At 61.2% G+C, this 25,804-nt stretch carries 22 protein-coding genes and 1 tRNA gene; 4 read left to right on the top strand and 19 right to left on the bottom strand.

What is annotated here, in order from left to right; translation table 11 throughout:
* Nucleotides 1-37: 37 nt before the first annotated feature.
* Nucleotides 38-1,330, bottom strand: coding sequence for a sensor domain-containing diguanylate cyclase (locus tag DM08_RS09520; RefSeq protein WP_051938073.1), 1,293 nt, complete (start codon nucleotides 1,328-1,330; stop codon nucleotides 38-40).
* Between the two features lie 18 nt (nucleotides 1,331-1,348).
* Here DM08_RS09520 and DM08_RS12905 point away from each other — a divergent pair, with 18 nt between their 5' ends.
* The gene (locus DM08_RS12905) at nucleotides 1,349-1,777 is read left to right on the top strand and encodes a lipoprotein (protein WP_152555818.1); all 429 of its coding nucleotides are present in this window, start codon (nucleotides 1,349-1,351) and stop codon (nucleotides 1,775-1,777) included.
* Nucleotides 1,778-2,360: 583 nt separating this feature from the next.
* On the opposite strand, the gene DM08_RS09510 is transcribed toward DM08_RS12905, so the two are convergent.
* From DM08_RS09510 to DM08_RS09495, 4 genes are all read right to left on the bottom strand, one after another.
* Nucleotides 2,361-2,930, bottom strand: coding sequence for a lipocalin family protein (locus tag DM08_RS09510; RefSeq protein ID WP_035384444.1), 570 nt, complete (start codon nucleotides 2,928-2,930; stop codon nucleotides 2,361-2,363).
* 124 nt (nucleotides 2,931-3,054) lie between these two features.
* A tRNA-Lys gene (locus tag DM08_RS09505) sits at nucleotides 3,055-3,130 on the bottom strand.
* A 125-nt stretch (nucleotides 3,131-3,255) separates the two neighbouring features.
* On the bottom strand, nucleotides 3,256-4,674 hold the full coding sequence (locus DM08_RS09500; RefSeq protein ID WP_035384427.1) for a phosphomannomutase: 1,419 nt from the start codon (nucleotides 4,672-4,674) through the stop codon (nucleotides 3,256-3,258).
* Nucleotides 4,675-4,783: 109 nt separating this feature from the next.
* Nucleotides 4,784-5,395, bottom strand: a complete 612-nt coding sequence (locus tag DM08_RS09495; RefSeq protein WP_035384426.1) for a DUF4126 domain-containing protein — start codon at nucleotides 5,393-5,395, stop codon at nucleotides 4,784-4,786.
* A 160-nt stretch (nucleotides 5,396-5,555) separates the two neighbouring features.
* Between DM08_RS09495 and DM08_RS09490 the strand changes: the two genes are divergently transcribed.
* Nucleotides 5,556-6,521, top strand: a complete 966-nt coding sequence (locus DM08_RS09490) for a magnesium and cobalt transport protein CorA (protein WP_035384425.1) — start codon at nucleotides 5,556-5,558, stop codon at nucleotides 6,519-6,521.
* A gap of 18 nt (nucleotides 6,522-6,539) precedes the next feature.
* Here the strand turns inward: DM08_RS09490 and DM08_RS09485 are convergent, their stop codons facing one another.
* From DM08_RS09485 to DM08_RS09440, 10 genes are all read right to left on the bottom strand, one after another.
* A complete protein-coding gene (locus DM08_RS09485; RefSeq protein WP_051938071.1) occupies nucleotides 6,540-7,415 on the bottom strand; it encodes an HDOD domain-containing protein in 876 nt (291 codons plus the stop codon).
* The gene (locus DM08_RS09480) at nucleotides 7,412-8,707 is read right to left on the bottom strand and encodes a putative bifunctional diguanylate cyclase/phosphodiesterase (protein ID WP_035384424.1); all 1,296 of its coding nucleotides are present in this window, start codon (nucleotides 8,705-8,707) and stop codon (nucleotides 7,412-7,414) included. The genes DM08_RS09485 and DM08_RS09480 overlap by 4 nt, the downstream gene beginning before the upstream one ends.
* 161 nt (nucleotides 8,708-8,868) lie before the next feature.
* On the bottom strand, nucleotides 8,869-10,281 hold the full coding sequence (locus DM08_RS09475) for an OmpP1/FadL family transporter (RefSeq protein WP_035384423.1): 1,413 nt from the start codon (nucleotides 10,279-10,281) through the stop codon (nucleotides 8,869-8,871).
* A gap of 79 nt (nucleotides 10,282-10,360) precedes the next feature.
* Nucleotides 10,361-10,828, bottom strand: coding sequence for a sulfur carrier protein DsrE2 (locus tag DM08_RS09470; protein WP_035384422.1), 468 nt, complete (start codon nucleotides 10,826-10,828; stop codon nucleotides 10,361-10,363).
* A 29-nt stretch (nucleotides 10,829-10,857) separates the two neighbouring features.
* On the bottom strand, nucleotides 10,858-11,085 hold the full coding sequence (locus DM08_RS09465) for a sulfurtransferase TusA family protein (RefSeq protein WP_035384421.1): 228 nt from the start codon (nucleotides 11,083-11,085) through the stop codon (nucleotides 10,858-10,860).
* 161 nt (nucleotides 11,086-11,246) lie between these two features.
* A complete protein-coding gene (locus DM08_RS09460) occupies nucleotides 11,247-13,373 on the bottom strand; it encodes a SulP family inorganic anion transporter (RefSeq protein WP_051938069.1) in 2,127 nt (708 codons plus the stop codon).
* A complete protein-coding gene (locus tag DM08_RS09455) occupies nucleotides 13,370-15,157 on the bottom strand; it encodes a SulP family inorganic anion transporter (RefSeq protein ID WP_237560263.1) in 1,788 nt (595 codons plus the stop codon). The genes DM08_RS09460 and DM08_RS09455 overlap by 4 nt, the downstream gene beginning before the upstream one ends.
* Nucleotides 15,158-15,167: 10 nt before the next feature.
* Entirely contained in the window at nucleotides 15,168-16,070 is a 903-nt protein-coding gene (locus tag DM08_RS09450) for a dimethyl sulfoxide reductase anchor subunit family protein (protein WP_035384420.1), read from the bottom strand.
* A gap of 9 nt (nucleotides 16,071-16,079) precedes the next feature.
* Nucleotides 16,080-16,802 carry a sulfite dehydrogenase subunit SoeB gene (gene soeB / locus DM08_RS09445; protein WP_035384419.1) on the bottom strand — a complete coding sequence of 241 codons (723 nt, stop codon included), beginning with the start codon at nucleotides 16,800-16,802 and terminating at the stop codon, nucleotides 16,080-16,082.
* Nucleotides 16,799-19,705 (bottom strand): molybdopterin oxidoreductase family protein, encoded by a 2,907-nt coding sequence (locus DM08_RS09440; protein WP_035384418.1) that lies wholly within the window; start codon nucleotides 19,703-19,705, stop codon nucleotides 16,799-16,801. The genes soeB and DM08_RS09440 overlap by 4 nt, the downstream gene beginning before the upstream one ends.
* Nucleotides 19,706-19,940: 235 nt before the next feature.
* On the opposite strand from DM08_RS09440, the gene DM08_RS09435 reads away from it, so the two are divergent.
* Together DM08_RS09435 and DM08_RS09430 are read left to right on the top strand one after the other, a co-directional pair.
* Nucleotides 19,941-21,155: a GAF domain-containing sensor histidine kinase gene (locus DM08_RS09435; RefSeq protein WP_035384417.1), complete on the top strand. Its 1,215-nt coding sequence runs from the start codon at nucleotides 19,941-19,943 to the stop codon at nucleotides 21,153-21,155.
* A complete protein-coding gene (locus DM08_RS09430; protein ID WP_035384416.1) occupies nucleotides 21,148-21,819 on the top strand; it encodes a response regulator in 672 nt (223 codons plus the stop codon). The genes DM08_RS09435 and DM08_RS09430 overlap by 8 nt, the downstream gene beginning before the upstream one ends.
* A gap of 171 nt (nucleotides 21,820-21,990) precedes the next feature.
* On the opposite strand, the gene DM08_RS09425 is transcribed toward DM08_RS09430, so the two are convergent.
* The 4 genes from DM08_RS09425 to DM08_RS09410 all read right to left on the bottom strand — a co-directional run bounded on the left by DM08_RS09425 (nucleotide 21,991) and on the right by DM08_RS09410 (nucleotide 25,796).
* Nucleotides 21,991-22,524 carry a DUF2846 domain-containing protein gene (locus tag DM08_RS09425; protein WP_081908849.1) on the bottom strand — a complete coding sequence of 178 codons (534 nt, stop codon included), beginning with the start codon at nucleotides 22,522-22,524 and terminating at the stop codon, nucleotides 21,991-21,993.
* 195 nt (nucleotides 22,525-22,719) lie between these two features.
* On the bottom strand, nucleotides 22,720-23,805 hold the full coding sequence (prfA, locus tag DM08_RS09420) for a peptide chain release factor 1 (protein WP_035384415.1): 1,086 nt from the start codon (nucleotides 23,803-23,805) through the stop codon (nucleotides 22,720-22,722).
* Nucleotides 23,802-25,055: a glutamyl-tRNA reductase gene (gene hemA / locus DM08_RS09415; protein ID WP_035384414.1), complete on the bottom strand. Its 1,254-nt coding sequence runs from the start codon at nucleotides 25,053-25,055 to the stop codon at nucleotides 23,802-23,804. Before hemA ends, prfA begins: the two co-directional genes overlap by 4 nt.
* An 87-nt stretch (nucleotides 25,056-25,142) precedes the next feature.
* On the bottom strand, nucleotides 25,143-25,796 hold the full coding sequence (locus DM08_RS09410) for a YceH family protein (RefSeq protein ID WP_035384413.1): 654 nt from the start codon (nucleotides 25,794-25,796) through the stop codon (nucleotides 25,143-25,145).
* Nucleotides 25,797-25,804: the final 8 nt, after the last annotated feature.

Raw genomic sequence — 25,804 nt, 5'->3', positions numbered from 1 at the left:
CTATCACCCTCACCACATCCCCGTAGCACTATGAATATTACGTACAGACTTTGTTCTTTCCGGTCAGTTTGGCTTTGTAAAGTGCTCTGTCAGACTCTCTAAGCAATGTGTCTATGTTTGAAGCGATATTGTTGATGGATGCCGCGCCAATGGAAACTGTGAAGTGGATTCGCAGCCCATCGGATAATGCGACCTCACTTGCGGAGATTGTCTCCCGTAACCGCTCCGCCACTTCAAGCGCTGTTTCAACTCCGGTTTCGGGCAGGATCACCGCAAACTCTTCGCCGCCCAAACGACCGATGATATCTACACTGCGCAACACTTTATGAAATGTCAGCGCGATCGATTTCAGAACCATATCGCCGGCATCATGGCCGTGGCTGTCATTGATCTTTTTGAAATTGTCCACATCCAGCATTAGGACTGAGAGCGCATTGCCATATCGTTGGGTACGGGCCAATTCAAGCTGGGCACGCTCCATAAAGTCTCGACGATTTGAGAGACCGGTCAGATAATCCAGACGCGCCTGACGATGCAACTCCATCTCCAGACGTTTGCGTTCAGTAATATCGACCGCAGTGGGAAGCAAGCCAATCACTTTACCTGCCTCGTCATAAATAGGGGCAATGAGGAAGTCAATTGGAATTAACTCATTCCCCATTTTGGCTTCCACGTCATAACGGCTCGCCTTGCCCTGCCTTGCGGAATCGATAGCAGCGATCAGTTGCTCACGCACCTGATCGTCATAATTCCACCACGGCGCATCATAGAAATACTTACCCACCACGTCTTCTCGGCGATAGCCGGCACGCTCTAGCGGCGCTTTATTGACTTCCTGCACCACACCATTGATATCGAGTAGCGCAACATAAGCAAACAGGTTGTCCAATATGCTGCGAAAGCGCTGGCTTTCTTCGTTCAGCACACTTTCGATTTTTTTACGCTCTGTGATGTCAAAGCACACCCCGTTGTAGCCGAGAAATGTCCCTGCAGCATCGAACGAGGGGGCTCCGGAATCAAGAATCCATCGGTACTGCCCATCATAACGGCGTAAACGATATTCCAGCAGGAAGTGCTCTCGGGCGTTGAAGTGCTTGAGGTATTGCTCGATACATGACTGCAAATCGTCAGCATAGACGCCTTCCGCCCAGCCATTTCCTCGTTCTTGTTCAATGGAACGACCTGTGAATTCGAGCCACCCCTTATTGAACCAGTTGCAAAGGCCGTCAACTCCCGCCATCCAGATTAAGGCCGGGGAGTTATCAGCGGCATCCTGAAATTCAATCCTGGCGCCGGAGGCTGGCGGAAAGCTGTTTGGAAACGCATTCATAGTTAAACAAGGACAATTATGAAGAAATCATTTGTACTGCTTTCCTTCGTACTAATGCTTGCCGCTTGCAGCGCGGAATCCGATGCACCAAATGCTGTGCGAGCTGTCCTAAGCTATCCAGACTCTGCCGAATTTGGTGAATTTACACTAATTAGTAACGATGCGGCTTGCATTACCCTCAATGCAAAAAACGCTTCCGGTGAGTATATCGGAGATATGGAGGCATTTCTGCTTAAAGGAAATGAAGAGCGTGTCCGGAATTTTGTGGAAAGCAGCCCTTGTTATCATTCGCCCCTAAAGAACGTTTTGGCGGAAAGGAAAAGCAGGCACATCGAAAAAATTTCCCATACACCCGTCGCCTCGACGCCGAGCCGGTTGAATTATCGGGGAACCCTGTGGAGGGGGGCAGGTTTGCGCGCGGGACAGCCCCAAGGTCGTGCAGGGTAGCCCCACGACACCATTCAGCTTTTCAGTTTCGCAGGTTTTCAGGATTTCCTCCCCCAGCCCCCTGCTGCCGGACTCCGCCGCCGCCCCGCGCCCCAACCGGAATCGCCCCGTGTTTGCCCATTAACGCACCGCCTTGGCCCCGTTGCCGGGCCGGGATGACTGCCCCCATCTGCTGGCCGCCGTGGGCCGCTGTGGGCCACCTCGCCAAGGTTCGGAAACCGAAATTTTCGGGGATCGGATTTCGCTCGGCATCATTTTCGCCTATTTGGTTGATTTGCTTGGGCGACTCGAAATAATCCACCAAAATGCCCAAAGTTTGGTTCGGAATAGTTTCGGAAAGTGGGTTCGGCACAGTTTCGGCAGAAAATAAATCCTTACCTTTCTTGCACTTTCTTTATTATTTTCAGATTCTTACTTGTGCTGTTAATCCGCAGGTCCCTGGTTCGAGTCCAGGTCGGGGAGCCAAACAAAACAAGCACTTAGCCAGAAATGACTAGGTGCTTTTTTTCATTCCGGGTGATCCAATGCCGAAAAGTCCGAGGGCATTACTGAGGGGGAGGATGGTAGGCTAGGGGGCTGGGCATCAGTCCTGCTTGGTAAGCTCAAGCCTATTTAGATCGAACCCCTTCTGCTGCAACCTGGCCAGCAGCGCCCTATAGCGGGCGGAGTCAATCTTGGGCATTCTGGAAAGAATCCACAGGTATTCTCTCTTTGGCTCACTCACTGCAACTAACTGATAGTCGTCATCGATATCGATCACCCAGTAGTCTCCCCACACGAATGGCAAAAAAGAAAGCCACGCAGGTGCGAATCTAACTGTTAATTTAGGGGAGTTTGCTTGACCTACCTGCCTGGCCAGACCCGTCGCCTCAATCAGTTCGCCACTTTTGATACGGCAACGATTAACGACCTTCAGATGACCATCGCTCGCGAGGCTATACTCAGCCTTGGTATTGCCAGTACATTTTCTCTGAAACCAGTTTGGGTATTTAGCTATCTCGAACCATGTACCCATGTAGCGAGGCACGTCCAACGCTGAAATCGCACTCAATTCGCCATCAACTTGGGGCGCTACCGTTTCTGAAGCGCGCTCCCCAGCCTCACTACCCAGGGAGGTTAGGCAGAGCAGCGTTACTAGCAGACTCGTTTTCATTAAGCGCATCATGATTTCATTGTATCGCCATAGGACTCCAGCTTGGGAGGGGGGCAACGGCACAAAAATGACACAACTGAAAATAAAAAAGGGTAGCGATAATTCGCTAACCTTTTGGCTTGTTTGGTGGGTCGTGAGTGATTCGAACACTCGACCAACGGATTAAGAGTCCGCTGCTCTACCAGCTGAGCTAACGACCCAAACGAGGCGCGCATTATACCCATTCCTGAGCAAGCGTCAACGAGTCTCGGGAAAATATTCGGAAACACCCCGCCACACTGATCGCCGCAGGCGAGGCCGCCCCAGTGATCGGCTCGCGTGCGGCTCAGCTGTTGGCGATCTTCGCCAGCGTTTCCCGCACCAGCACTTGCGCGCGCTCCACGCTGTCGGCTTCGGCGTAGCAGCGCAGTTCCGGGGCATTACCGGAGGGGCGGAGGTGGGCGATCTCGCCGTTGGCGAAGGTGAGGCGCAAGCCGTCGGTGGTATCGCGTTTGACCACTGCACCCAACGCGTCGCCCCACAGGCTGCGGTAGGCATCTTCGCTGGCTTGCAGACGCTCCAGCAAGGCGCGGCTGGCGGCGACGGCGAAGTTCTGCAAGCGGTCGCTGGCGGTGAAACGCTGTGGCAGACCGTTCAACAATCCAGAGAGTTTGCAGCCTTGTTGCCGTGCCATCGCCAGCAGCGCAAGTGCGGGCAGGATGGAGTCGCGGGTGGGCAGCGCAGCCAGCCGGTGGCCGTTGACGACGAGGTGGTTGCCGGCGAGGAAGCCGCCGTTGGCTTCGAAGCCAGCCACGCCGCCGCTGGCTTGCTCCATCCCGGCGATGACGTAGGGCGAGCCGATGCGGGTGCGGATGACGTGCTTGAACCAGCCGGAAGCTTCGATGGCAGTGTTGCAGCTCACTGGCGTGACGACCGTATCCGCGCCAAGGAAGTGCGAACACAGCAGGCCGACCACGTCGCCGCGCAACCATTCGCCGGTCTCGTCACCGATCAGCGGACGATCGCCGTCGCCGTCGGTGGAGAGGATCGCGTCCAGTCGGTATTGCGCCGCCCAGTTGCGACCACGCTGGCGGTCTTCCTCGCCCACAGCCTCGGTGTCGATGGGCACGAAGGTGTCGGTGCGTTCCAGCCCCAACACTTCCGCACCGAGGTCGGCGAGGATCTGCTTCAGCACGTCGCGGGCGGCGCTGGAATGCTCGTACACACCGACGCGCCAGCCTTTCAGCAAGTCAGCCGAGAACAGGTCGGTATAACGGTGGCGGAAGTGATCCAGCGCGACCGGGTTGGCGACGGGCAGCTCGCCCGTCAGCGCGCCGATCTCGACCGTCGCTCCGGCAATGGCGGCTTCGTCGGCCTTGCTGATCTCGCCTTGCGCGGTATAGAACTTGATGCCGTTGCGGTCGAACGGGATGTGGCTGCCGGTGACCATGATGGCGGGGATGCCCAGCGCCAGACTGTGCAGCGCCAGCGCCGGGGTCGGCAGCACGCCGCAATAATCCACCTCGCAACCCGCCTCGCGGATCGCCGCCGCACAGGCGCGGGCGATGGCCGGACTGGAGGGGCGCAAGTCGATACCCAAGGCAATCTTCTGTCCGGCGCGATCCAATCCCAGACCTTGCAGGAAAGCCAGCGTGTAAGCCGCGCACACCGCGTCGCTCATCTGGCTGACCAGTCCGCGTGCGCCGCTGGTGCCGAAGGCCACGCCGCTGTCGGCCATCATTTGTTGGATATGGATTGTCGTCATGATTTTTCCGTTCTGATTGGTTAGGTTCGCGCAGCGTAGCCGTGCCACGCCGGAGTGTCATTATCGCATCGCGCAGGCGTTTCGTTCAGCTTCCGAGCAGGGATCAGGGTCAGTCACGCGGGCCACCGCCCTGCCCGACCCGACCGGACAAGTGTCGCCAGCTGAGTCGGATGCCGCGCCACAGCTTGGGCAGCAGCCAAACGACCAGGGCGCTGAAGATCACCAGAAAGAGCAGGAATAGTGTGGGATGAGAGAACATCAACCACAGGCCGACAGCGACCAGGCCGTCCTCGCCGAACGAGGCCGCCCAGTTACTCACCGGCTCGGGCGAGGTGTTGATGAACGCCCGGGCACCGGATTTGGCGAGATGCGTGCCGCCCGCCAAGGTACCGCCGAGCAGGGCGACCGATGCCGCCACGACCGGATCGGCGCTGTTGATCGCCCCCATCGCCAGCAAGGCACCGGCGGGAATGCGGATAAAGGTGTGGATGCTGTCCCACGCGCTATCGATCAGCGGCGATTTGTCGGCGATGAACTCGACCACCAGCAGCAGTCCGGACAAGCCGATGAGGTAGGGATGCGACAGTACGGCCAGCGATTCGGGGAGCTGAAGGTAGCCGAGATGCGCCAGTGCGCCAACCAGGAACACGGTGGCATATAACCGGATGCCGCTCGCCCACCCCAATCCCGCTGCCAGCGCCAGACTCGAAACCGCATCCATACTTCCCCACCCGAAACCGTTTGTCGACGGCCACGATTATGGCAGGCGCAACCAGAAAGCTGTACGGATTATCAGGCCGCCTCGTGCGGCGGAAACGCGGTATGATTTTGCCACCCACAGCCCCCGGAGTATCCGACTTGTACCGTCACGGAATTGCCTCATGTTGATCAACTGCTCGGTCTATCGACAAGGTGCCAAGCTGGCTGACATCCCCATCGACGACATCAGCGACTATCTGACCCACCCCGATTGCCTGATCTGGGTCGCGCTGCGTGACACGTCAGCCGCCGAACTGGACAAGATGCAGGAGGAGTTCAGCTTACATGACCTATCGGTGGAAGATGCCCGACACGGCCACCAACGCCCCAAACTGGAGGAATACCGCGATTCGATGTTCGTCGCCCTCCATTTGGTCGAGCTGATCGGTAATGACCTGTCGGTCGGGGAGCTGAACATCTTCGTCGGGAGCAACTTCATCCTGACCGTGCGCAACCGCAGCGAACAAAGCTTTGCAAACGTACGCGAGCGCTGCGAGCGTGAACCGGAGTTGCTGGCGCTCGGCTCCGGCTTCGTGCTGTACGCGTTGATGGATGCCGTGGTGGATCGCTACTTTCCGCTGGTCGAGGTGCTGGAATCACAACTGGAAGCCATCGAGGAACACTTGTTCGACAAGGACAGCGCACGCGGCAACATCGAGCAGATCTACCTGCTCAAACGCAAGGTGATGGTATTGAAGCACGCGGTCGCCCCGCTGATGGAGGCCGCAGGCAAGATGCACGGTGGCCGGGTGCCGCCGCCTTGCGCCAACACGCAAGAGTACTTCCGTGATGTCTACGACCATCTGGTGCGCATCAACACCGCGCTGGACGCGGTGCGCGACACCATCAGCACCGCCATCCTGGTCTGCCAGTCCACGGTCAGCATCGAGCAGAACGATGTGAACAAACAACTGGCAGCCTGGGCAGGCATCTTTGCCGTCGCCACCGCATTCGTCGGCATCTGGGGGATGAACTTCCAATACATGCCTGAACTGGGCTGGCGTTACGGCTATCCGCTCGCCCTGCTGACGATCTCGGCGACCTGCTACTACCTCTATTTTCGTTTCCGTCGGGCAAACTGGCTCTGAGCCGCCGTCGCCGGACGCTTACTCGTCCGACGAAACTATGGGAGTCGCTTCGCCATACAAGGCCTCCAGACGCGCCTCTTCCATGTCCAGCAACTGCATGCAGGCCTCCCCCAACTTGCACCACTCTTGCGTCTGGCTCAGGCCAAGCTGGTGCTGCAAGATGTGCTCAGCAAGCTGGGCAATGGCGATCAGCCGACGACTCAGCATGGGCAGGTCAGAGCCGGCCTGGGTGAGCGCCCGCAAGTCATGATGGCTGCGGATGGCCCGGCAGATCTCCTCGGGCAACCACCAGCTTTGTGCCAGGATGCAGCCCACCATCGCATGATTGGTCGGGATGGCTTCCTCCTCGACCTCGGTGAACGACACCTGAGCATCGTGGTTGGCACGATCCAGCACCGCCTGATAACCCGGAAAGCGTCCGAGCAACACCGGGATGCCACAGTCACGGAACAGGCCGAAGGTGTAGGCATCCTCGGCGCGCAGGCCGCGTATCTCCAGCTGTTGCGCCAACCAGCCGGACAGCCGCGCCACCCTGGCGGATGCATCCCAGAACCGTTCCAGATTGGGCACATTGGGGAAAGTCTTGCGCAGAATGATGCCGGCCACGGCACGACTGGCCGTATTCAGCCCGAGTATCGTCAATGCCTCATTGACCGAGCGCACACGCTGGCGCACGCCGAAATACGGCGAGTTGGCCGTCTTGATCAAGCCTGCGGACAGGCTGACATCCGAGCCGATGATATTCGCCAGCCGCGTGTAGTCAGGCTCGTCCTTACGCACCTCGGCCATGAAGCGGTCCAGCACTACCGGGCACGGCGGGATCCCGACATCGAGCAAGGTACGCTCGAACAGGTCATCGACCGCAGAGGGTCCCTGATTTTGCTCGTTCATCATGTAGCACTCCTTTGTTGCAACCAGGGAAGCAACTGCTCCTCTGGCATGGGTCTGGCATAAAAGTACCCCTGTATGGCATCCACACCGACCTCAAGCAACGCGTCGATCTCTTCCTGTCTCTCGCACCCCTCCGCCACGATGGTCATGCCCAGCTCATGCCCTAACTGGGTCATCGCCCGCACGACGGATAAGGCGCGACGATCCTCAGGCAGCACGGTCACAAAGGCACGATCGAGTTTCAGTTTACCGGCAGGAATATCCTTCAGATTGGCCAGGCAGGAATATCCAGTGCCGAAGTCATCGATCGCCAGCCTGACCCCCGCCGCAAGAGCATTTTTCAAATTCCGCTGTACGTGGTCCGACACGTCCATGAACAAGGATTCGGTCAGCTCCAGTTCGATCTGCCCCGGCTGCGCATTCGAGCAGATCAGTGCCGCGTGCAACGCCTGAGTGAACTTCGGCGAGATCAGCTGCGCCCGCGACACATTGATGGCCACCTTGGTGTCGTAGCCGGCATCGAACAAGCGACGAGCATGCATCGCGCCTTGCAACAGACACCACTCGCCGAGACGGATGATCAGCCCGGTCTTTTCCGCGACAGGGATGAATTTCCCCGGAGGGATGCTCTCGCCGTTCACGGAGCAACGCATCAACGCTTCGACGGCCTCGATATGGCCATGGGCATGGATGATGGGCTGGTAATGCAGGCAGAGACCGCCGTTCTCAAGCGCAAAATGCAGGCTGTTCTCGACCGCCAACTCCTCGCGCGCCAAGGTGACTCCGAGACGGCCCGGAATAGGCTCGTCACCCGAGCAGACCACGCCTTGCCCGCCTTTGGTCTTGGCCGCCAACATGGCGCGGTCGGCCCGCTCCAGCAGTTCGAGCGAACCTTCGCCCAGCTCGAAGATGGCGATGCCTATGCTCGCCGTGGGGTGCAGCACGAGATTGCCCACCGCGATCGGCTCTTCGATGGTGCTACAGAGTTCCGTAGCCAATCGCTGAGCCTGGTCCCGATCACATCGGGGCACCAACAACACGAACTCGTCTGCGCCCATCCGACAAAGCTCGGCCCGACCGCCCATGCGCGTGCGGAAACGGATGGCCAGACTCTTGATCACCTCGTCCCCGCCCATATGGCCGAACGACTCGTTGACCTGTTTGAAGCGATCCATGTCTATCCAGAGGATGGCGTAGGGCTGGCCCGAAACCACGGCATCGGAGGAAAGTTGCTCGGCCATCTGCAAACAGCCGAAACGGTTCGGGAATCCGGTAAGGGTATCTATGCTGCTCATATGGCCAATAGGGATATGCCCGAAACTCTCTGTGCGGAGGGATGCCCTCGCTAACGGCATCAGGGGCGCAAACTTTAGCCGGGGACGAGTCTTCGCCGCACCTGCCGGAAAAGAAAAAGGCTGACGACCCGCGTCGTCAGCCTCGTTCAGGTACGGAACTGTCAGAACTTGTAGCCGTACACCAACTGGGAGCTGAACCCGCCGAAATCGACCGACACGCCCTGACCGTTGGTCGCCGTGACCTTGTTCATGTAGGCAAAATCGAAATGGATGCTGGAAGCCTGATTGAAGGCATAGCTCGCGCCCAGAGTCTCATGACTCTTGCCTATGGCCGGGAACAACGGGTTCATGTACATGTCCGGGACCGGATTGTTGGCGATATTGACACCGCCTCGCACCGTGAACGCATCGCTCACCTTGTAGGAGGCACCGAACTCGAACACATTCTGGTCGCTCCAGTTCTGGTTCAGGGTCATGTCCACCGTCTTGCCGCCCATGCCGAAGGCCGCAGCCATCGGGCTGGCCTGCACCGCATCCGAGGTAAAGGTCATGCGGAAGTTCTTCATGACGCTCTTCCAGCCGATGCGCTTGTAATCGGCTACCAGCAGCAACTCGTCGGTCGCCTGGATGGCCATCCCGAAGCCGAACGTCTCCGGCCACTGGAAGTTGTGCACCGCGACACTGCCGGTGACCGGAATCGTGGTCGCCACGTTACCGGTGGCTGGTCCGACCACATTCATCGACATCGAGGCACCGCCGGTGCTGGTGAGGTCACCCAGCGCCGTCTTGCTGTGGTAAGTCGCCCCCAGCGTCACGGAATTGCTGACCTTGAACGTCCCGCCCAATTTGAACGCATAGCCGGTACCCTTGGCCTGGCCGCTGAAGGCATCGTTGTTGGAGAAGTCCACCCGCGCCCAGTTCACGCCGTTCAGCATGCCTCCCGCCATGGCTCCGCCCAAAGTGTTGACCATCGAACCGCTGGCGCTGCCGTAGGTCTGCGCCGTACCCGGCATCATGCCCATGAAGCTCGCACCGGGCATCGCCATCTTGATGTCCATGCCAGCCCAGACGAAATCGACGCTGCCGCCGATATTGATGTCCTCGGTAGCCTGATACACCAGCGGCACGATCACGCGACCGACGCCCACTTCGGAGCGCACCGTCTGCCCCGAACCCGCCGCCATGAAGGAATTGGCCGAGTACTCGGTTCCCATGCCGCCTTGCGACATCACGCCCGCACCGTAGGTCCACTGACCGCTCCTTCTGGCGTAACCCATGGCCGGCATGTAGAAGGCGGTGGCCGAGGAATCAGCCGCCATCGGTCCGGCCTTGGCGGAGATGCTCGGAGCCAGCAGACCGATCGCGACATCCAGTTGTGCGCCTTCCTTCATCAGGCCCAAGGTCGCCGGATTGTTCATCACGGCGGCGGTGCCGTTGTCATAGGCCATGGAAGCGCCGCCCATGCTGGCGGCGACCGGGCCGTAACCTTCCAGGTTCATGCCGTTAGTGGCGTGGGCCAGCGGCGTGACCATCCCGCCAGCCGCCAGTGCTGCAACGAGTATCTTCTGCTTCATGTTGTTTTCTCCCTGAGATTTTTGTATGCGGTGTTGCCAAAGCGACAACGCCGTGGGAACACCACGGCGTTGTCACAGATCAGACGAACAGACAGATGTCGGTCTCGCCCGCGAACTCCATGAAGGTCGCGGCCCCCCCATATTCGACATTGTCGATGAAGTCACTCTTGTCGAACTCGAACAGATCGACCGTCATCTGGCAGGCGATGAATTTAACATCGGCCTCCAGACACAGCTCACGCAGTTGCTCCAGCGGCGCGACACCATGCTTCTTCAGCTTTTCCTTCATCATCATGGTCGCCATGCTTTCCATACCGGGCAGCATCTGCACCATCACCGGCATTGGGATAGGCATAGGCATGGCCGGGTTGGCCAGCGGACTGATCTTCACGTCGGAGATATCCTTGCGCAGCAGTTGCAGACCATAGAAAGTGAAGAAGATCTGCACATCGTAGCCGAGTGCGGCGGCGGTCGAGCCGAGGATGAACGGCGGGTAGGCCATGTCCAGCGTGCCCTTGGTGGCAATGATCGCCATCTTTTTACTCATGTGACTCTCCCTGTGCGGCGCGATGCCGGTTATTTCTTGGCCAGGAAGAAGGTGTACTCCCCGCCTGCTTCGGTCTGCGATACCAGCTCATTGCCGGTCTGCTTGGCAAAGGCTTGCATATCCTTGACCGAACCACAGTCGGTGGAAACGACCTTGAGCACTTGACCGCTGCCCATATCAGCCAGGGACTTCTTGGTCTTCAGGATGGGAAGCGGGCAGGACAATCCACGTGCGTCCAGTTCTTTGTCGAAATTCATCTTTCATCTCCTCCGGGTAAAAATTCTTCTGCGGCCAGATAGCCATAAAACTATGCAGCAGGCGCGTAATTAAGAACGTAGCGCCGATCTGCGTCCATACCCACGACGGGTGGGCGCGATAACCCATTGGAGGTATGCGGGCATTGAAGCAAAACCGCCCTTCATTGTCCAGATGGCTTCCGGTCTGGATGGAACGGATCCGTCCCGCCCGCCTCGCCCAGCCAGTCACAGATCGCGGTCAGCGCCCTGTCCTCATCCGGATAGAAGCTATCCGCGCCGATCTCGTCCAGCAAGCCGGTACGGCGCATCACGTCCAGCACCTGCTTCTTGAGGCCGGAGAATACCAGTCTTACCCCGTTGGCGCGCAGGCGCTGGTGCAGCGCACGAACGACTTGCTCACCGGAGGCATCCAGATTGTTGATGCCGTTGCCTACCACCAGCACGTGACTGGCACGCGGTTTGTCTGCCACCGCTTCCAGCACCGCGTCCTCGAAATAGCCTACGTTGGCAAAATACAGCTGACCATCGAACCGGACGGGCACGATGGCTGCACTGGTCGGCATCTCGGGATAGACCTTCACATCGCGCAAAGTGCCGTCGGCATGTCGCCCCAGACGGGCTACGCGCGGCTGCATGGTGCGGTAGAGGAACAACCCGATGGCGATGGCCGCACCGAGCAGGATGCCGTTGTCCAGATGCGGAGCAAAGGCCAGCGTGGCAACGAAGGTCACACTGGCGGCGATGCCATCGTGCCGATGCACCTGCCAGGCATGGCGCATGGCGGAGAGGTTCACCAACCCCAGCACCGCCATGATGATGATCGCGGCCAGCACCGCCTGCGGCAAATGGTAGAGCAGCGGGGTGAGGAACAGCAGGGTCGACAGCACCAGCAGACTGGCGAACACGGACGACATGCCGGAGCGTCCGCCCGAGTTCAGATTGACCGCCGAACGCGAGAACGAGCCGCTGACCGGGAAGGCCTGGCTGAAGCTGCCGACGATGTTGGCCAGCCCCTGCCCGATCAACTCCTGGTTGGGGTCGATGCGCTGCCGGGTTCTTGCCGCCATCGCCTTGGCGATGGAGATCGCCTCCATGAAGCCGACCAGCGCGATGACCAGCGCGCTGGACAACAGCGTACCCACATCACTCCAGTGCAACACGGGCACGGACAGTTCCGGCAGTCCGGAGGGGATGCTGCCGACCACTTCGCCGCCGCCGATCAGCTTCAGTTCGCCGTCCTTCACCTTGCCGATGCGCCAGCGGTAGCCGTCGGAGCGCTCGCCCGCAGGCACTTGCCCGCGCAGGTAGAGCCGGGGCGCGATGCCATCGTGCGCCGGGACCTGCTCGAACACGAAGCGGCGCAGCGAGCGGTTGTTCTTGCGGCTCTCCTGCTCGGCGTTGCTCAGCTCCAGCTGTAGCAGTTCGATCTCGTAACGCACCGCCGCCACGCGCTGGCTGTTCTCGCCCTGCCTCCGGAACTGCTGCAACTCGGCGCTGTGCTGGCTGATGTGCGTCCGCAGCTGGGCGATACGCGCCTCCGTGCGCATGAACTCATCGGCCAGCAGCCTGACCTGGCCATCCATCAGGTAATCGATGCGACTGCTGCTGTTGCGCTCATAACCTGTCGCCCAGCTCACCAGTGTGGCCAGCACCACCGCGACCAGCACATTGGGGAGCCTGGGCGTGTAGCGCTTCATGCCGAGCATGATGACGCACGCTCCCAGCCCCATCATCAGGGTGGGCAGATGCGTATCGCCGACCTGCTGCAGCATGCCCCACACGTCTTGCAGGAAATGCTCGCTGCGCCCGATGGAGATGCCGAACAGTTTGTTGACCTGGGACAGGGCGATGATGATCGCAGCGGCATTGGTAAAGCCGACGATGACCGGATGCGACAGGAAGCTGACCACCACCCCCAGCCTGAACACGCCCAGCGCCAGTTGGATCAGGCCGACCAGCAAGGCCAGCGCTACCGCCAGCACGATGAACTGCACCGAGCCGGAGGCCGCCAGCGGGGCGAGCGCGGAAGCCGTCAACAAGGCGACCACCGCCACCGGCCCGGTCGCCAGATGCGCCGACGAGCCCCACATCGCCGCCACCATGCCGGGCAGGAAAGCCGCGTACAAGCCATAGTAGGCTGGCATCCCGGCCAATTGGGCGTAGGCCATGGATTGCGGGATGAGCACCAGCGCAACCGTGATGCCAGCGATCAGGTCGGCGCGCAGGTCCGCTCCACGCAACGGCCACCAGGAAAGGAACGGCAGCAGGCGCGGCGCGACTTTGTTCATGCGGTGCGGGGTTCGCCGTCAGGCAACTCTTTGTGGCACTCGGAGAAGATGCGCACCTTGCAGTTGCGACAGATATCGGAATCGAGCGTGGAGTACACCGGCTTGATCCAGTTCGACTTGGCCGGGAAGAAGCCGCCGGCACCGATGTCGTCGAGCTTGTCCGCCTTGCGCAGGAAGCGGTAAATGTCCTCGTTGCAGCGGTAGAAATACAGCCCGCCGCCCAGCTTGCGGCGACGGCGCGCCTCTTGTTCCAGCATCTCGGCTCCGGCCACATCCACGAAGTTGATTCCGCTAGCCAGCAGCAGCACGGTCTTCTGGCGCGGGTTGTTCTCGTCGATCTGCATCAGCCCGCTGCGCACGTAATCGACCGCGCCGAAGAAGATGGAACCGTTCACCCGCACGATGCGGATCTGCGGACATTCCGGATTGCCCTTGGCATCGACGAAATGGTACGAGCCCTCCTCCCTGGCGGGCACCGAAGCCTCCATGGTCGGACGCGACACGCGGAACAGATAGAGCGCCAGCGACAACAGGATGCCGAAGAAGATGCCCTTCTCCAGGTCAACCAGGGTGCCTATCAGGGTGACAAACAAGGTGACCGTCTCGGCACGGCTGGTGCGCACGATGGCGAAGATGTGGTGAAAATCGATCAGCCCCCAGGCCACCAGGAACAGGATGCCTGCCATCGCCGCCGTCGGCAGGAACGAGGCCAGGGGAGCCACCAGCAGCAGGATCAGCACCAGAAAGATGGAGGCGTACACCGTGGCCAGCGGTGTCTGCGCACCGGCGGCATAGTTCACACCGCTGCGGTTGAACGAGCCGCAGGAGGCATAGCTGCTGAAGAACGCGCCGACCACGTTGGACAGGCCCTGACCGATGAACTCCTGGTTACCGTCGATGCGCTGCTCGGATTTGACCGCGATGGCGCGCGAGATCGACACCGCCTCGGTCAGCGCAAGCATGGTCACCACCAGCGCCGGGAACAGTACCTTGTGCAGGGTATCGTAGGAGAAATCGGGGATGCCGAACGGCGGCAGATGGGCGGGTAAGGCCCCCACCGTCTTGATGTGAGTCACCTCCACCCCGTAGCTGGCATTGACGAAGTACGCCACCAGACTGCCAACCACCATGGCCAGGATCATGTAGGGGAACTTGGGCACCAGCCGCTTGGCCAGGATGCCGGTCGCCAGCGTGACCGCCCCGATGAACAGCACATAGGGATTGATGCTGCCGAACTGCGCGATGGTCTGCTGGATGACCACATGGAACGGCGCACCGCGCGGGATGGGGATGCCGAGGAAGTTCTTCACCTGACTGGCGGCGATCAGCACCGCCGCACCCGCCGTGAAGCCGATCACCACCGTATGAGAGATGAAATTGACCAGCAAGCCCATGCGCGCCGCGCCCAGGATTAACTGGAACACGCCGACCAGAAAGGTCATCGTCAACACCATCTGGATGAACTGTGGCGAGCCGGGTTCGGCCAGCGGACTGACGGCGGCGAACACCGCGATGGAGATGGCCGTGGTCGGGCCGGACACCAGATGCCAGCTCGAACCGAACAGCGCCGCGATGATGGCGGGCAGCATCGCGGCGTACAAGCCGTATTCCGGCGGCATACCCGCGATAGTGGCGAAAGCCACGCCCTGCGGCAGCACGATCATGGCACCGGTCAGCCCGGCGATCAGGTCGGCACGGGTGGACTGTTTGTCCACCAGATGCTTCCATTGCATGAAGGGCAGCAGGTGGTAGAGCCAGTATCTGCGTGAGTGTTGGTTCTTCAAGGGCGCGCGCTCAGCCTACGGTCTGGTAGTAAAGGTTCTGTGGATGCTGAGCCTCGGCGAAGAAGTACCAGCGCTCGGCCAGCAGGCCCAGATACTGGACAATGAAAGCCAGCAACGGCAGCGACAATACCAGCAGCAGCGGCAGCACGAAAGCCCCCAGCAGCATCGTCAGCAACACGCCGCGCACGAAGGCCGGACTCTTGCCGTGGAAGAATTCGCGCGTGTTGTACGAACCGCCCATCGCGCCTTGCGACTTCTGCACGATGCGCGGATGGCGGATGCCGATGGCCGTTTGCAGTGTGCTGACCGGGCGCAGCGTCGCGTTGCGCCACAGCGATGCCGCGCGCGTCAACACTCCCAGCACGGTGAGCGACAGCGCCGCCTGCGCCAAGGAGCCTGCCAGCACGGGGCCGGTGAAGCTGGCGTAGGCAGCGGCCAACGTGGTGCCGGAGGCGCAGCCCAGTACGATGAAGTTCACGATGGTCAGCGGATGCGCCCATTCCTTCAACACCTTGATCGCGCCGTAGATCATGCCGGTGCAAACGAACAGCACGATGGCCAGTACGACCCCGACCGTGCCGATGGCGAGGGTGTGGCCCAAGTTCAGCCAGTGTGCCAGACCGTAGGCGAACACCGCTGCCATGAAGGCGGGCAGTGCGATGCCCTCGCGCGCCAGCCAGGAGGTGCGCCACATCGTCATGGCGCGCCAGGCACGTTCCGGATGCCCCAGGTGGAACACCGAAGAGATGCCGCCCAGGCTGCTGAAGACCAGCACCAGCACCGCACCGCCGACGAAGAAGCCGCTGCCCAGCGTCGCGCCGGCCAGCAGTTCGCAGAAAAACAACGTGATGAACAAGCCCTGCCCCGCGCCGATCAGCGTGGTCAGAAATAATACGGAAAAAGCTGGACGCATCTTTTAGCCTCAGTTGAGTTCTTCAGTGGTAGGTGGCAAGTTCTTGTCGAACGGAGCCCCGTCGATCTTGTGCGGATTGTCGGAACGGTAAAGTTCCTCGGCCCGCACCGGGATCACGGTCTTGCGGCGCGGCAGGTAGTGGTTGGCCGGATTGGTGCCCGCCTCGGGCATCAGCTGGTAACCGCCGCGTTCGCGGATGGCGACCGAGACCTCGGAATCCGGATCGTGCACATCGCCGAACAAACGCGCACCCGGCGGGCAAGCCAGCACGCAGGACGGTTTGCGCCGCTCTTCCGGCAGGCTCTCGTCGTAGATGCGATCCACGCACAGCGTGCACTTGGTCATCACCTTGCGCTGTTCGTCGAACTCGCGCACACCGTAGGGGCACGCCCAAGAGCAGTATTTGCAGCCTATGCACTTGTCGTAATCCACCAGCACGATGCCGTCTTCCTTGCGCTTGTAGGACGCGCCGGTAGGACACACCGGCACGCAGGCCGGGTCTTCGCAATGCAGGCAGCTCTTGGGGAAATGCACCGTCTCGGTGTTCGGGAACGAGCCGACCTCAAAGGTCTGCACCCGGTTGAAGAAGGTGCCGTTCGGCTCGGCCTCGTAAGGATTGCAATCCACCAGCGCACCGGCAGCGCCGGACGTGTTCCACTGCTTGCAGTTGGTCACGCAGGCATGACAACCGACGCAGACGTTGAGGTCGATAACTAAGGCGAGTTGGGTCATTTGTTCTTTCCTTTTCCGGCGAACCACGCCAGCCAGCCTTGCTTGGCCGGCTCCATGCCGGGCACCGGCTGCATGGACTCGAACTGCGGATAGCTGTGCTCCGCTTCGCCCGCCTCTGCCGGATAGATGCGCACACGCACGTCATACCAGGCCGCCTGGCCGGTGATGGGGTCAGAGTTGGAGATGTGCGTGCCCTGCCGCTGGCCGCGCAGCTCTTCCGAGATCAGGTGGTTGAGCAGAAAGCCCTGCTGCGACTCGTTGGCATCCTTACTCAGATTCCACGCGCCAGAGGACTTGCCGATGGCGTTCCAGGTCCACACCGTGCCCGGCTCCACTGCTTCGGAGTAGCGGCACAGGCAGCGCACCTTGCCCCATTGCGACTCGACCCACATCCAGCCGCCGTCGGCAATGCCCGCCGCTGCTGCGGTGGCCGAATTCACGTAGAGGTAGTTGTAGGTGTGGATCTGGCGCAACCAGACGTTCTGAGAATCCCACGAGTGGTACATCGCCATCGGGCGCTGGGTCAACGCGTTCAGCGGGTATTTCTTCAGGTCGCTCTGCTCGTCTTCCAGCGGCGCATACCAGAACGGCAGCGGGTCGAAATAGGTGGCGACGCGCTCGCGCAGCTCGTCCGGCGGCTGTTTTCCGGGGCGCTTGCCCTGCGCGGCCAGGCGGAAACCCTGCAACAGCTCGGAATAGATGTGGATGATGATGGGGTCGTTGTCGCGACGCAGACCGGCCTGCTGCGACCACTCCATGTACTCCTTGTTCCAGTTGCGCATGTACTGGCTGGACGGCGGCAAGTGGTACTGAAAGAAACAGCCGTTCTTTTCGTACATCTCCCATTGCTTGGGATTCGGCTCGCCGCGCATCGCCTGGTCGCCGTCCTTGCCGCGCCAGCCGGTGAGGAAGCCGATGCCAGAGCCCGGCGCAGTCTCGTAATTGATGACGAAATCCTTGTAGCCACTGAACTTGCGCCCGCCTTCTGCGGTGGTGAACGCGGGCAACTTGAGCCGTCCGGCCAGTTCGACCAGCACTTCCTGGAACGGCTTGCACTCGCCCTTGGGCGCGACGATGGGCACGCGCACCGCATCCACCGGACCATCGAATTCCGAGATCGGGCGGTCGAGCATGGACATGCAGTCGTTGCGCTCCAGATAGGTGGTGTCCGGCAAGATCAGATCGGCGAACGCCGTAGTCTCGGACTGGAAAGCGTCGCACACCACGATGAACGGGATCTTGTAGCCGCCGTCGGCGTTCTTGTCGGTGAGCATGTCGCGCACCTGCGCGGTGTTCATGCTGGAGTTCCACGCCATGTTGGCCATGAACAGCAGCAGCGTGTCGATGGGATACGGGTCGCCGCGCCAGGCGTTGGTGATGACGTTGTGCATCAGGCCGTGTGCCGACAGCGGATGCTCCCAGGAGAAACCCTTGTCGATGCGCACCGGCTGGCCGTCCGCATCCACGAACAGATCGTCCGGTGTCTCGGCCCAGCCCAGCGGCGCACCGCCCAGCGGAGTGTTCGGCTGCACCGCTTCCGGCCCCTTCGATGGCCGCGCGTTCGGCGGGATGGCGCGCGGATACGGAGCCTTGTGACGGAAGCCGCCGGGACGGTCGATGGTGCCCAGCAGCGACATCAGGATCGCTAGCGCACGGATGCTCTGGAAACCATTGGAGTGCGCCGCCAGACCGCGCATGGAGTGGAACGCCACCGGGTTGCCGGTGACGGTCTCGTGCTCCTCGCCCCACCAGTCCGTCCACGGGATAGGCAGCTCGATCTTCTGGTCACGCGCCGTGATGCCCATCTCGTGGGCGATGCGCTTGATTGTGTCGGCGGGAATGCCGGTGATGTCGGCCGCCCACTCCGGCGTGCAGTCGGCCACGCGCTCCTTGAGCAGCTGGAACGCAGGTTTCACCGGCGTGCCGTCCGGTAAGATGTATTCGCCCTGCAAACGCGGGTCTGCGCCTTTGGCGTGATCGGCCACCGCCCGGTCGCTATGCCGGTCCCACCACATGAAGTTGTGCGGACGCAGCGGGTTGATGACATCGCCTGCGGGATCGCGCACGAACATGCCGAAGTCCTGGCTGGACTGATCCTGATTCACCAGTTGACCGGAGTTGGTGTAGCGCGCCAGAAACTCGCGGTCGTACAGACCGAGCGCGATGATCTCGCGGATGATGGCCAGGATCAGCGCGCCGTCAGTGCCCGGCTTGATCGGAATCCACTCGTCGGCGATGGCGGCATAGCCGCTGCGCACCGGATTGATGGCGACGAAACGCCCGCCGTTGCGCTTGAACTCGCCGATGGCGCTCTTCAGCGGATTGGAGTGGTGGTCTTCCGCCGTCCCTATCATGTAAAACACGCGGGCACGTTCCAGGTCGGGGCCACCGAACTCCCAGAACGAACCGCCTATGGTGTAGATCATCCCCGCCGCCATGTTGACCGAGCAGAAACCGCCGTGCGCCGCGTAGTTGGGCGTGCCGAACTGGCGTGCAAACAGGCCGGTCAGCGCCTGCATCTGGTCGCGTCCGGTGAACAGCGCGAATTTCTTGGGGTCGGTGGCGCGCAGGTGCGACAGGCGTTTTTCCAGGATGTCGAAGGTCTCGTCCCAACTGATCTCCTCGAACTGGTTGGCACCACGCTCCGTACCCGGCTTGCGGCGCAGCGGCTTGGTCAAGCGCGCGGGAGAATATTGCTTCATGATGCCCGAGCCGCCCTTGGCGCAGATCACGCCCTTGTTCAGCGGATGGTCGGGATTGCCCTCGATGTAGCGCACCTCGCCGTCGCGCAGGTGCACCTTGATGCCGCAACGGCAGGCGCACATGTAGCAAGTGGTGGTCTTGACGGTCGTGGCAACATCGGGGATGGGTGGCGCTATCGGGTCGTGTATGGGCGAGGACATATCAACTCTTTATAGGATTTTGTCGCAACGGCCATCCCCGAATCCAGGACAGCGTACGCACTTTTATAAGGTGCGCTATTAAGCTGAATCGCGCATCCGGGTGTCTATAACCTCATTGGGTGGGGACGCGTATAACCCTGATGGGTTGGATAGTTGATTAATCCGTTCAGGATGTTGATATTTTGAATGAATCAGCTTAGTCTCGCGGGCGCTCACCGTGATCAGGCTCAGGCCGATGCAAAATAATACGACACCCATCACATTCACCGACTCCTCCGCGTTCGCCTGGCCATGCGACCCGGAGTTCGTCGCGCCTGCCGGTCACACCATCGCAGCCTCAGCCCCCCAGATGGGCAGACTGCGCACTCTGCTGAAGAACTCTCTGGAAAGCATCATCGGCACGGTCAACGCGACCGCCGGTGTAGTGCGACTGCTCTCGCCGGACGGCAACACCATGCAGATCATCAGCTCGGCGGGACTATCTGCGGAGCTGAAGCAGGAAGCCGAGAACTTCGTCGAACTGGACTGTGCGGTGCGTGACTGCGCGACCCTGGGGCATGTGGTCCACACCGCCGACATCAGCGCGTGCGATGCCCGCCAAAGCTGCCCGCACGCGACCTGCCGCTTCCAGTCGCTGGTCGCTGCCCCGCTGGAGGCACCCGGCACCCCCGGCGAACCGTTGGGCATCCTGACCGTGTTCTTCGACGTGCACCGCAATGCCTCCAGCCACAGCATGAACATCATTGCCGCCTTCGCCGAGATCATGGGGGCGACCATCGAGCACACCCGCGCCAACCGCGAGTTGAAACGCATCGAGCGCATGAAAGCACGTCAGGCCATGGCGAGCGAGATCCACGACACGCTGGCGCAAACCCTGATCTACGCCCGCATGCGCGTCAGCGTACTGCAAGAGTCGCTGCGTTCCGGCAACCCGGTCATGGCTGCGAAATGCGCGCAGGACCTGGACGAAGCCATGGAGATGGGCCAAAAGAGCGCACGCGAACTGATCACCGACTTCCGTGGCGAGATCGACTCGCGCGGGCTGCTGACCGCCCTGCACGACCTGACCACCCAGTTCCGCACACGCAACGACATCAAGCTCGACTACCACAACCGCCTGGTCGACCTCGAACTGCCGCTCGAATACGAGATCGAGATCCTGCATATCGTGCGTGAAGCGCTGACCAACGTCGCCCGCCACTCTGCAGCCAGCCACGCCCGGCTGTTCGTGGATGCCTGCAACGACTATTTCGTGTTCACCATCGAAGACAACGGTCGAGGTTCACTGACCTTCACTCCGGTGGAAGGGCACTACGGGGTCATGATCATGCGCGAACGAGCGCAGCGCATCGGCGGCGAGATCAGCGTCAAGAGCACACCCGGCCAGGGCACGCAGGTGCAACTGTCCTTCCCCCAACCCACGCTGGACTGGAGAGCAATGAATGAATGAGAAGCTGAAAGTGATCCTGGTCGACGATCAAGGCCTGTGCCGTCGCGGCTTGAGCGAGCTGCTGTCGAACTGCTACGGCTTCTCCGTACTGGGGGCGACCGGGCACATCGAAGAATTGCGCGTCCTGCTGGAACAGAAGCCGGACTTGCTCATCGTCGACCTGCGTATGAAGCCACTGGATGGCATCGCGCTGGTGGAAAAACTGCGCAGCGAAGGCGTGCAGACCCCGGTCGTGATGCTCACCATGAGCGACTCCGAGACCGATCTGTCCAATGCGATACGCGCTGGCGTGCGCGGCTATCTGCTCAAGGACATGGCTCCGGAAGAAGTGGTCGATGCCATCCGCCGCGTCGCCGCCGGCGAACTGGTGGTCGCCCCCACCATGACCGTCAAGATGATCAACCTGCTACGCGGCGACAAGTCCGACCCGGAACCCAGACACTCGCTCAAGCTGCTGACCGAGCGCGAGCGCGAGATCCTGCAACTGCTGGCACGCGGCGAAAGCAACAAAGCCATCGCCCAGACCCTGTCCATCAGCTACGACACCGTAAAACTCCACGTCCGCCACATCCTCACCAAGCTCAACCTGTCATCGCGCGTGAAAGCTGCCGTACTGTTCGCCACCGAGCAGAACACGCCCAAGGACGACATCCCCACGCGCTGAGAACTTCCCGGCGAGCAAGACAAAACGGGAGGCGCATGCCTCCCGTTCCCGTAGTGCTGCCGCAAACAGCAAGATTCCCGCGCTGTATTAGTAAATCCCAAGCAGTTGTTTTACCCGATAGTCTTGTTCTCTGACCTACCCGCTTTTCTTCAAGTCTGGCGGTTGCCGAAGTTATTGAGCAACAGAACCGGCCCCCGTAGTGGCCACAGTTGGACTGGTATCTGTCGAAGTTGCCTGAGCAGGTGCGGGGGTAGTCGACCCAGTAGTCTTGGCCAGCTTGCACTCGCGCACTCCCGCCTTTCCCTTCTCCTCATTGTATTGCTCAAGGCCCGCTCCGCCAACGAAGGCACCCAACTTGATGTATTGGCGAACGTAGTAATTCTTGTCGCCCTCGGTCTTGATCTTTAGATGATTGTTGCCGAACTCGGTCTGGGTCGACAGTTTGTGTTCACCCGGCTTGATCTCTCGGTAGAAATAGGTGTTCGCCGCACTGGCACCGATCAACTGGTCGTCGATATACAGGAGTTTGGTCAGCGCCGCACCAAAGCTGGAATTCCTGAAGATGTACACGCCGGACATCCCCTGTGACGGAGGAGCGAACTGTTTCTGCTTGGTATCTTCTTCGACAGAGGCCATCGGCACAGATGCGCAACCGCCCAGATAGACGGTGAATAACGCCACCAACAGCTGTGATTTCTTGATCATTGCACACTCCCTTTGTTGTTTTCATGAGGTGGTTGGACGTGAGAGCATCCCGGCTGCCAGTCGCTACCGCGACGCGCTCCAGCCATCATCGGGCACTTTCAGCCGGCGCGCAGTCTCCCCGAATTTAGCGGGGCTGGCAATATATCCTTTGGCCTAGTCAGGCCGGATGCATAGGCATCGGGGAGACGGCAGGTATCAGTTTCTGGTGTCTGCCAGGGCCGCGAGCTGTTCGGCCTGGTGCTCGGCCATCAGTGCGCCGGTGAGTTCGCTGATGTCGCCGTCCATGATGAAGTCCATCTTGTACAGCGTGAGGTTGATGCGGTGGTCGGTGACGCGGCCCTGCGGGAAGTTGTAGGTGCGAATGCGCTCGGAACGGTCGCCGCTGCCGACCAGCGATTTGCGCTCGGCGGCGAGTTTGCTGTGCGCCTCGCGCTCTTCCTTGTCCTTGATGCGTGCCGCCAGCACGCGCATCGCTTGCGCCTTGTTCTGGTGCTGCGAGCGCCCGTCCTGGCATTCGACCACGGTGCCGGTCGGCAAGTGGGTGATGCGCACGGCGGAGTCGGTCTTGTTGATGTGCTGGCCGCCCGCACCGCTGGCGCGGAAAGTGTCGATGCGCAAATCGGCGGGGTTCAGCACCACATCGCTCACCTCGTCCGCCTCCGGCAGCACCGCTACGGTACAGGCCGATGTGTGGACGCGCCCTTGCGACTCGGTGGCGGGCACGCGCTGCACACGGTGGGCACCGGACTCGAACTTGAGCACGGAATACGCGCCCTGCCCCACGATGCGCGCGATGATCTCCTTGTAGCCGCCCTTCTCGCCCTCGCTCTCGGACACGACCTCCACATGCCAGCGGTTGCGCTCGGCAAAGCGCGTGTACATGCGGAACAGGTCGCCGGCGAACAGCGCCGCCTCGTCGCCGCCAGTGCCGGCGCGCACTTCGAGGAACACGTTGCGTTCATCGTTGGGGTCTTTGGGCAGCAGCAGCTTTTGCAGCTCCAGATCCAGCGCCTCCATGCGGACGCGCGCCTCGCGCTCCTCTTCTGCCGCGAACTCGCGCATCTCGGGATCGCTGGCCATGTCCTGCGCCGCCGCGATGTCGGCCTCGCAGCCCTGATAGGCCAGATAGGCCGCCACCACCGGCTCCAGCTCGGTGCGCTCACGGTTCAGCTTGCGGAAGCCATCCATGTCGCGCGTAGCCTCTTCGCTGCTCAATAGCTGATTGACCTCGTCCAGCCGCGCGCAAAGCTGCTGGAGCTTGGAGGCGATGCTCTCGTTCATTCGGGGTCGTGCAGATGGTGTAGCTGATGTACCGCGTCCAGCAAGGCCGCGCGATGGTCAGGTGCGGCGTGATTGAGCGCGTGGGTGGGCGCATGGAGGAATTTGTTCAGCAACCCGGCACTCATCACTTCCAGCACGCGCAGCGGATCTTCGCCCTTGGACAGCATGCGCTGTGCCTTGTCCAGCTCGTGGCGGCGATGACGCTCGGCGTGGTCACGCAGGGCGCGGATGGTGGGCACCACTTCGCGCGAATCCATCCAGTTGACGAAGTCGGCCACGCCGGAATCAATGATGACCTCGGCGTCCTTCACCGCGCCCTGACGGGCATCCTGACCATCCTTGACCACTTCGGCCAAGTCGTCCACGGTGTAGAGGAATACGTCGCGCAACTCCTCGACCTCCTGCTCCACGTCACGCGGCACGGCCAGATCGACGATGAAGATGGGGCGATGTTTGCGTTGCTTGAGTGCGCGCTCGACCATGCCCTTGCCCAGGATAGGCAGCGGGCTGGCGGTGCAGGTCACGATGATGTCATGCAGCGCCAGTTGCTCGGGCAGCTCGTTCAGGGTGATGGCCTGGCCGTTGATGCGGCGCGCCAGCATCTGGGCGCGTTCCAGCGTGCGGTTGGCCACAGTGATGTGGGCGGGATTGCGCGCGGCGAAGTGGACAGCATTCAGCTCGATCATCTCGCCCGCGCCGATGAACAACACGCGCTGGCCTTCGATGGACGGGAAGATGCGCTCGGCCAGCTTGACTGCTGCCGCCGCCATGGAGATCAGGTTCGCGCCGATCTCGGTCTGCGTGCGTACATCTTTGGCCACCGAGAAGGTGCGGTGGAACAGCTTGTGCAGCACAAAACCCAAGGTGCCCGCCTGCTCGGCGTGGCGCACCGCCTGCTTCATCTGGCCCAGGATCTGCGGCTCGCCCAGCACCATGGAATCCAGCCCGGAGGCCACACGGAAAGCGTGTTTCACCGCCAGTTCGCGTGGCAGGGTGTACAGATAGGGCTCGATCTCGCGCTGCGGCAGCTGGTGGAACTCGGCCATCCAGTCGATAGCGCGCGCCGGTTCCGTGGTATTGCAATAGATCTCGGTGCGGTTGCAGGTCGAAAGGATGGTCGCTTCCTTGGCCGCCCCGTGATCGACCATGCTGCGCAACGCCTCTTCCACCGCGTTCACATTGAACGACACCTGCTCCCGCACGGAAAGCGGCGCGGTCTGGTGGTTGATGCCGAAGGCGAAAAGTTGCATGGAGTCGGGCGAAATGCGGCGGATTCGATGGGTCGCGATTATAGAGGGATTAGCCGGGAAGCGCCACAGCGCGAAGTTCCCGCAGGTTCACGCCCCCAACTCCGTACACAGCCGACCCACGATCTGTCGCAGCTCGGCCACCTCATATTGCAGACGCGCGACATCGGCCTTGAGCGCGGCGATCTCGCCCAGGCTGACCTCGCCCGACGGCTGGGCGTGGGGCACCGCAACCGCCTCGATCACCGGCTCGCCTGACAGCAAGTGCATCCAGCGACTCTCGCGGGAGCCGGGCTGGCGCGGGAGTTCGACGACCAGCGCGCCCGCCTCCCGTTCGCGCAGCTCATCGAGGAAGCTCTCGACCGAGGAGATGTCGGCGAAGGCGTGCAGGCGTTCGCTATTGATGCGCAGCTCACCCGCCGTTTGCGGGCCGCGCAGCATGAGGGTGGCGAGCAAGGCGGTCGATTGGCTGGGGACGCGCAGCACGCGCTCGATGTTGTGGGCATAACGTGCCACCCGTCCGCCGCTGGATTCGACCACCAGCGTCTGTGCGCGCAAACTGTCCAGCGCGGCTTGCACCTCGGCCTCGGTCGCATCCAGCACCGGGTTGCGGCTGGTCTTCTGGTTGCAGCCGGACAGCAGCGCGTTGAGTGTCATGGGGTAGGTGTCGGGCACGGTGCGCTGTTTCTCCGCCAGCACGCCGAGCACGCGGGTTTCAAGCAGGGTAAGGGTTTGCAAAGTCATGGCTGATC

The sequence above is a fragment of the Ferriphaselus sp. R-1 genome (assembly GCF_000746095.1).
Classification (GTDB): Bacteria; Pseudomonadota; Gammaproteobacteria; order Burkholderiales; family Gallionellaceae; genus Ferriphaselus.
Note: the sequence above shows the minus strand (reverse complement) of the source record. Positions and strands in the feature narration are given on the sequence as shown.

Coding starts and splice junctions, on each gene's coding strand:
- DM08_RS09520 (WP_051938073.1), bottom strand. CDS start 1,330: ATGAATGCGTTTCCAAACAGCTTTCCGCCAGCCTCCGGCGCCAGGATT.
- DM08_RS12905 (WP_152555818.1), top strand. CDS start 1,349: ATGAAGAAATCATTTGTACTGCTTTCCTTCGTACTAATGCTTGCCGCT.
- DM08_RS09510 (WP_035384444.1), bottom strand. CDS start 2,930: ATGAAAACGAGTCTGCTAGTAACGCTGCTCTGCCTAACCTCCCTGGGT.
- DM08_RS09500 (WP_035384427.1), bottom strand. CDS start 4,674: ATGACGACAATCCATATCCAACAAATGATGGCCGACAGCGGCGTGGCC.
- DM08_RS09495 (WP_035384426.1), bottom strand. CDS start 5,395: ATGGATGCGGTTTCGAGTCTGGCGCTGGCAGCGGGATTGGGGTGGGCG.
- DM08_RS09490 (WP_035384425.1), top strand. CDS start 5,556: ATGTTGATCAACTGCTCGGTCTATCGACAAGGTGCCAAGCTGGCTGAC.
- DM08_RS09485 (WP_051938071.1), bottom strand. CDS start 7,415: ATGATGAACGAGCAAAATCAGGGACCCTCTGCGGTCGATGACCTGTTC.
- DM08_RS09480 (WP_035384424.1), bottom strand. CDS start 8,707: ATGAGCAGCATAGATACCCTTACCGGATTCCCGAACCGTTTCGGCTGT.
- DM08_RS09475 (WP_035384423.1), bottom strand. CDS start 10,281: ATGAAGCAGAAGATACTCGTTGCAGCACTGGCGGCTGGCGGGATGGTC.
- DM08_RS09470 (WP_035384422.1), bottom strand. CDS start 10,828: ATGAGTAAAAAGATGGCGATCATTGCCACCAAGGGCACGCTGGACATG.
- DM08_RS09465 (WP_035384421.1), bottom strand. CDS start 11,085: ATGAATTTCGACAAAGAACTGGACGCACGTGGATTGTCCTGCCCGCTT.
- DM08_RS09460 (WP_051938069.1), bottom strand. CDS start 13,373: ATGAACAAAGTCGCGCCGCGCCTGCTGCCGTTCCTTTCCTGGTGGCCG.
- DM08_RS09450 (WP_035384420.1), bottom strand. CDS start 16,070: ATGCGTCCAGCTTTTTCCGTATTATTTCTGACCACGCTGATCGGCGCG.
- soeB (WP_035384419.1), bottom strand. CDS start 16,802: ATGACCCAACTCGCCTTAGTTATCGACCTCAACGTCTGCGTCGGTTGT.
- DM08_RS09440 (WP_035384418.1), bottom strand. CDS start 19,705: ATGTCCTCGCCCATACACGACCCGATAGCGCCACCCATCCCCGATGTT.
- DM08_RS09435 (WP_035384417.1), top strand. CDS start 19,941: ATGCAAAATAATACGACACCCATCACATTCACCGACTCCTCCGCGTTC.
- DM08_RS09430 (WP_035384416.1), top strand. CDS start 21,148: ATGAATGAGAAGCTGAAAGTGATCCTGGTCGACGATCAAGGCCTGTGC.
- DM08_RS09425 (WP_081908849.1), bottom strand. CDS start 22,524: ATGATCAAGAAATCACAGCTGTTGGTGGCGTTATTCACCGTCTATCTG.
- prfA (WP_035384415.1), bottom strand. CDS start 23,805: ATGAACGAGAGCATCGCCTCCAAGCTCCAGCAGCTTTGCGCGCGGCTG.
- hemA (WP_035384414.1), bottom strand. CDS start 25,055: ATGCAACTTTTCGCCTTCGGCATCAACCACCAGACCGCGCCGCTTTCC.
- DM08_RS09410 (WP_035384413.1), bottom strand. CDS start 25,796: ATGACTTTGCAAACCCTTACCCTGCTTGAAACCCGCGTGCTCGGCGTG.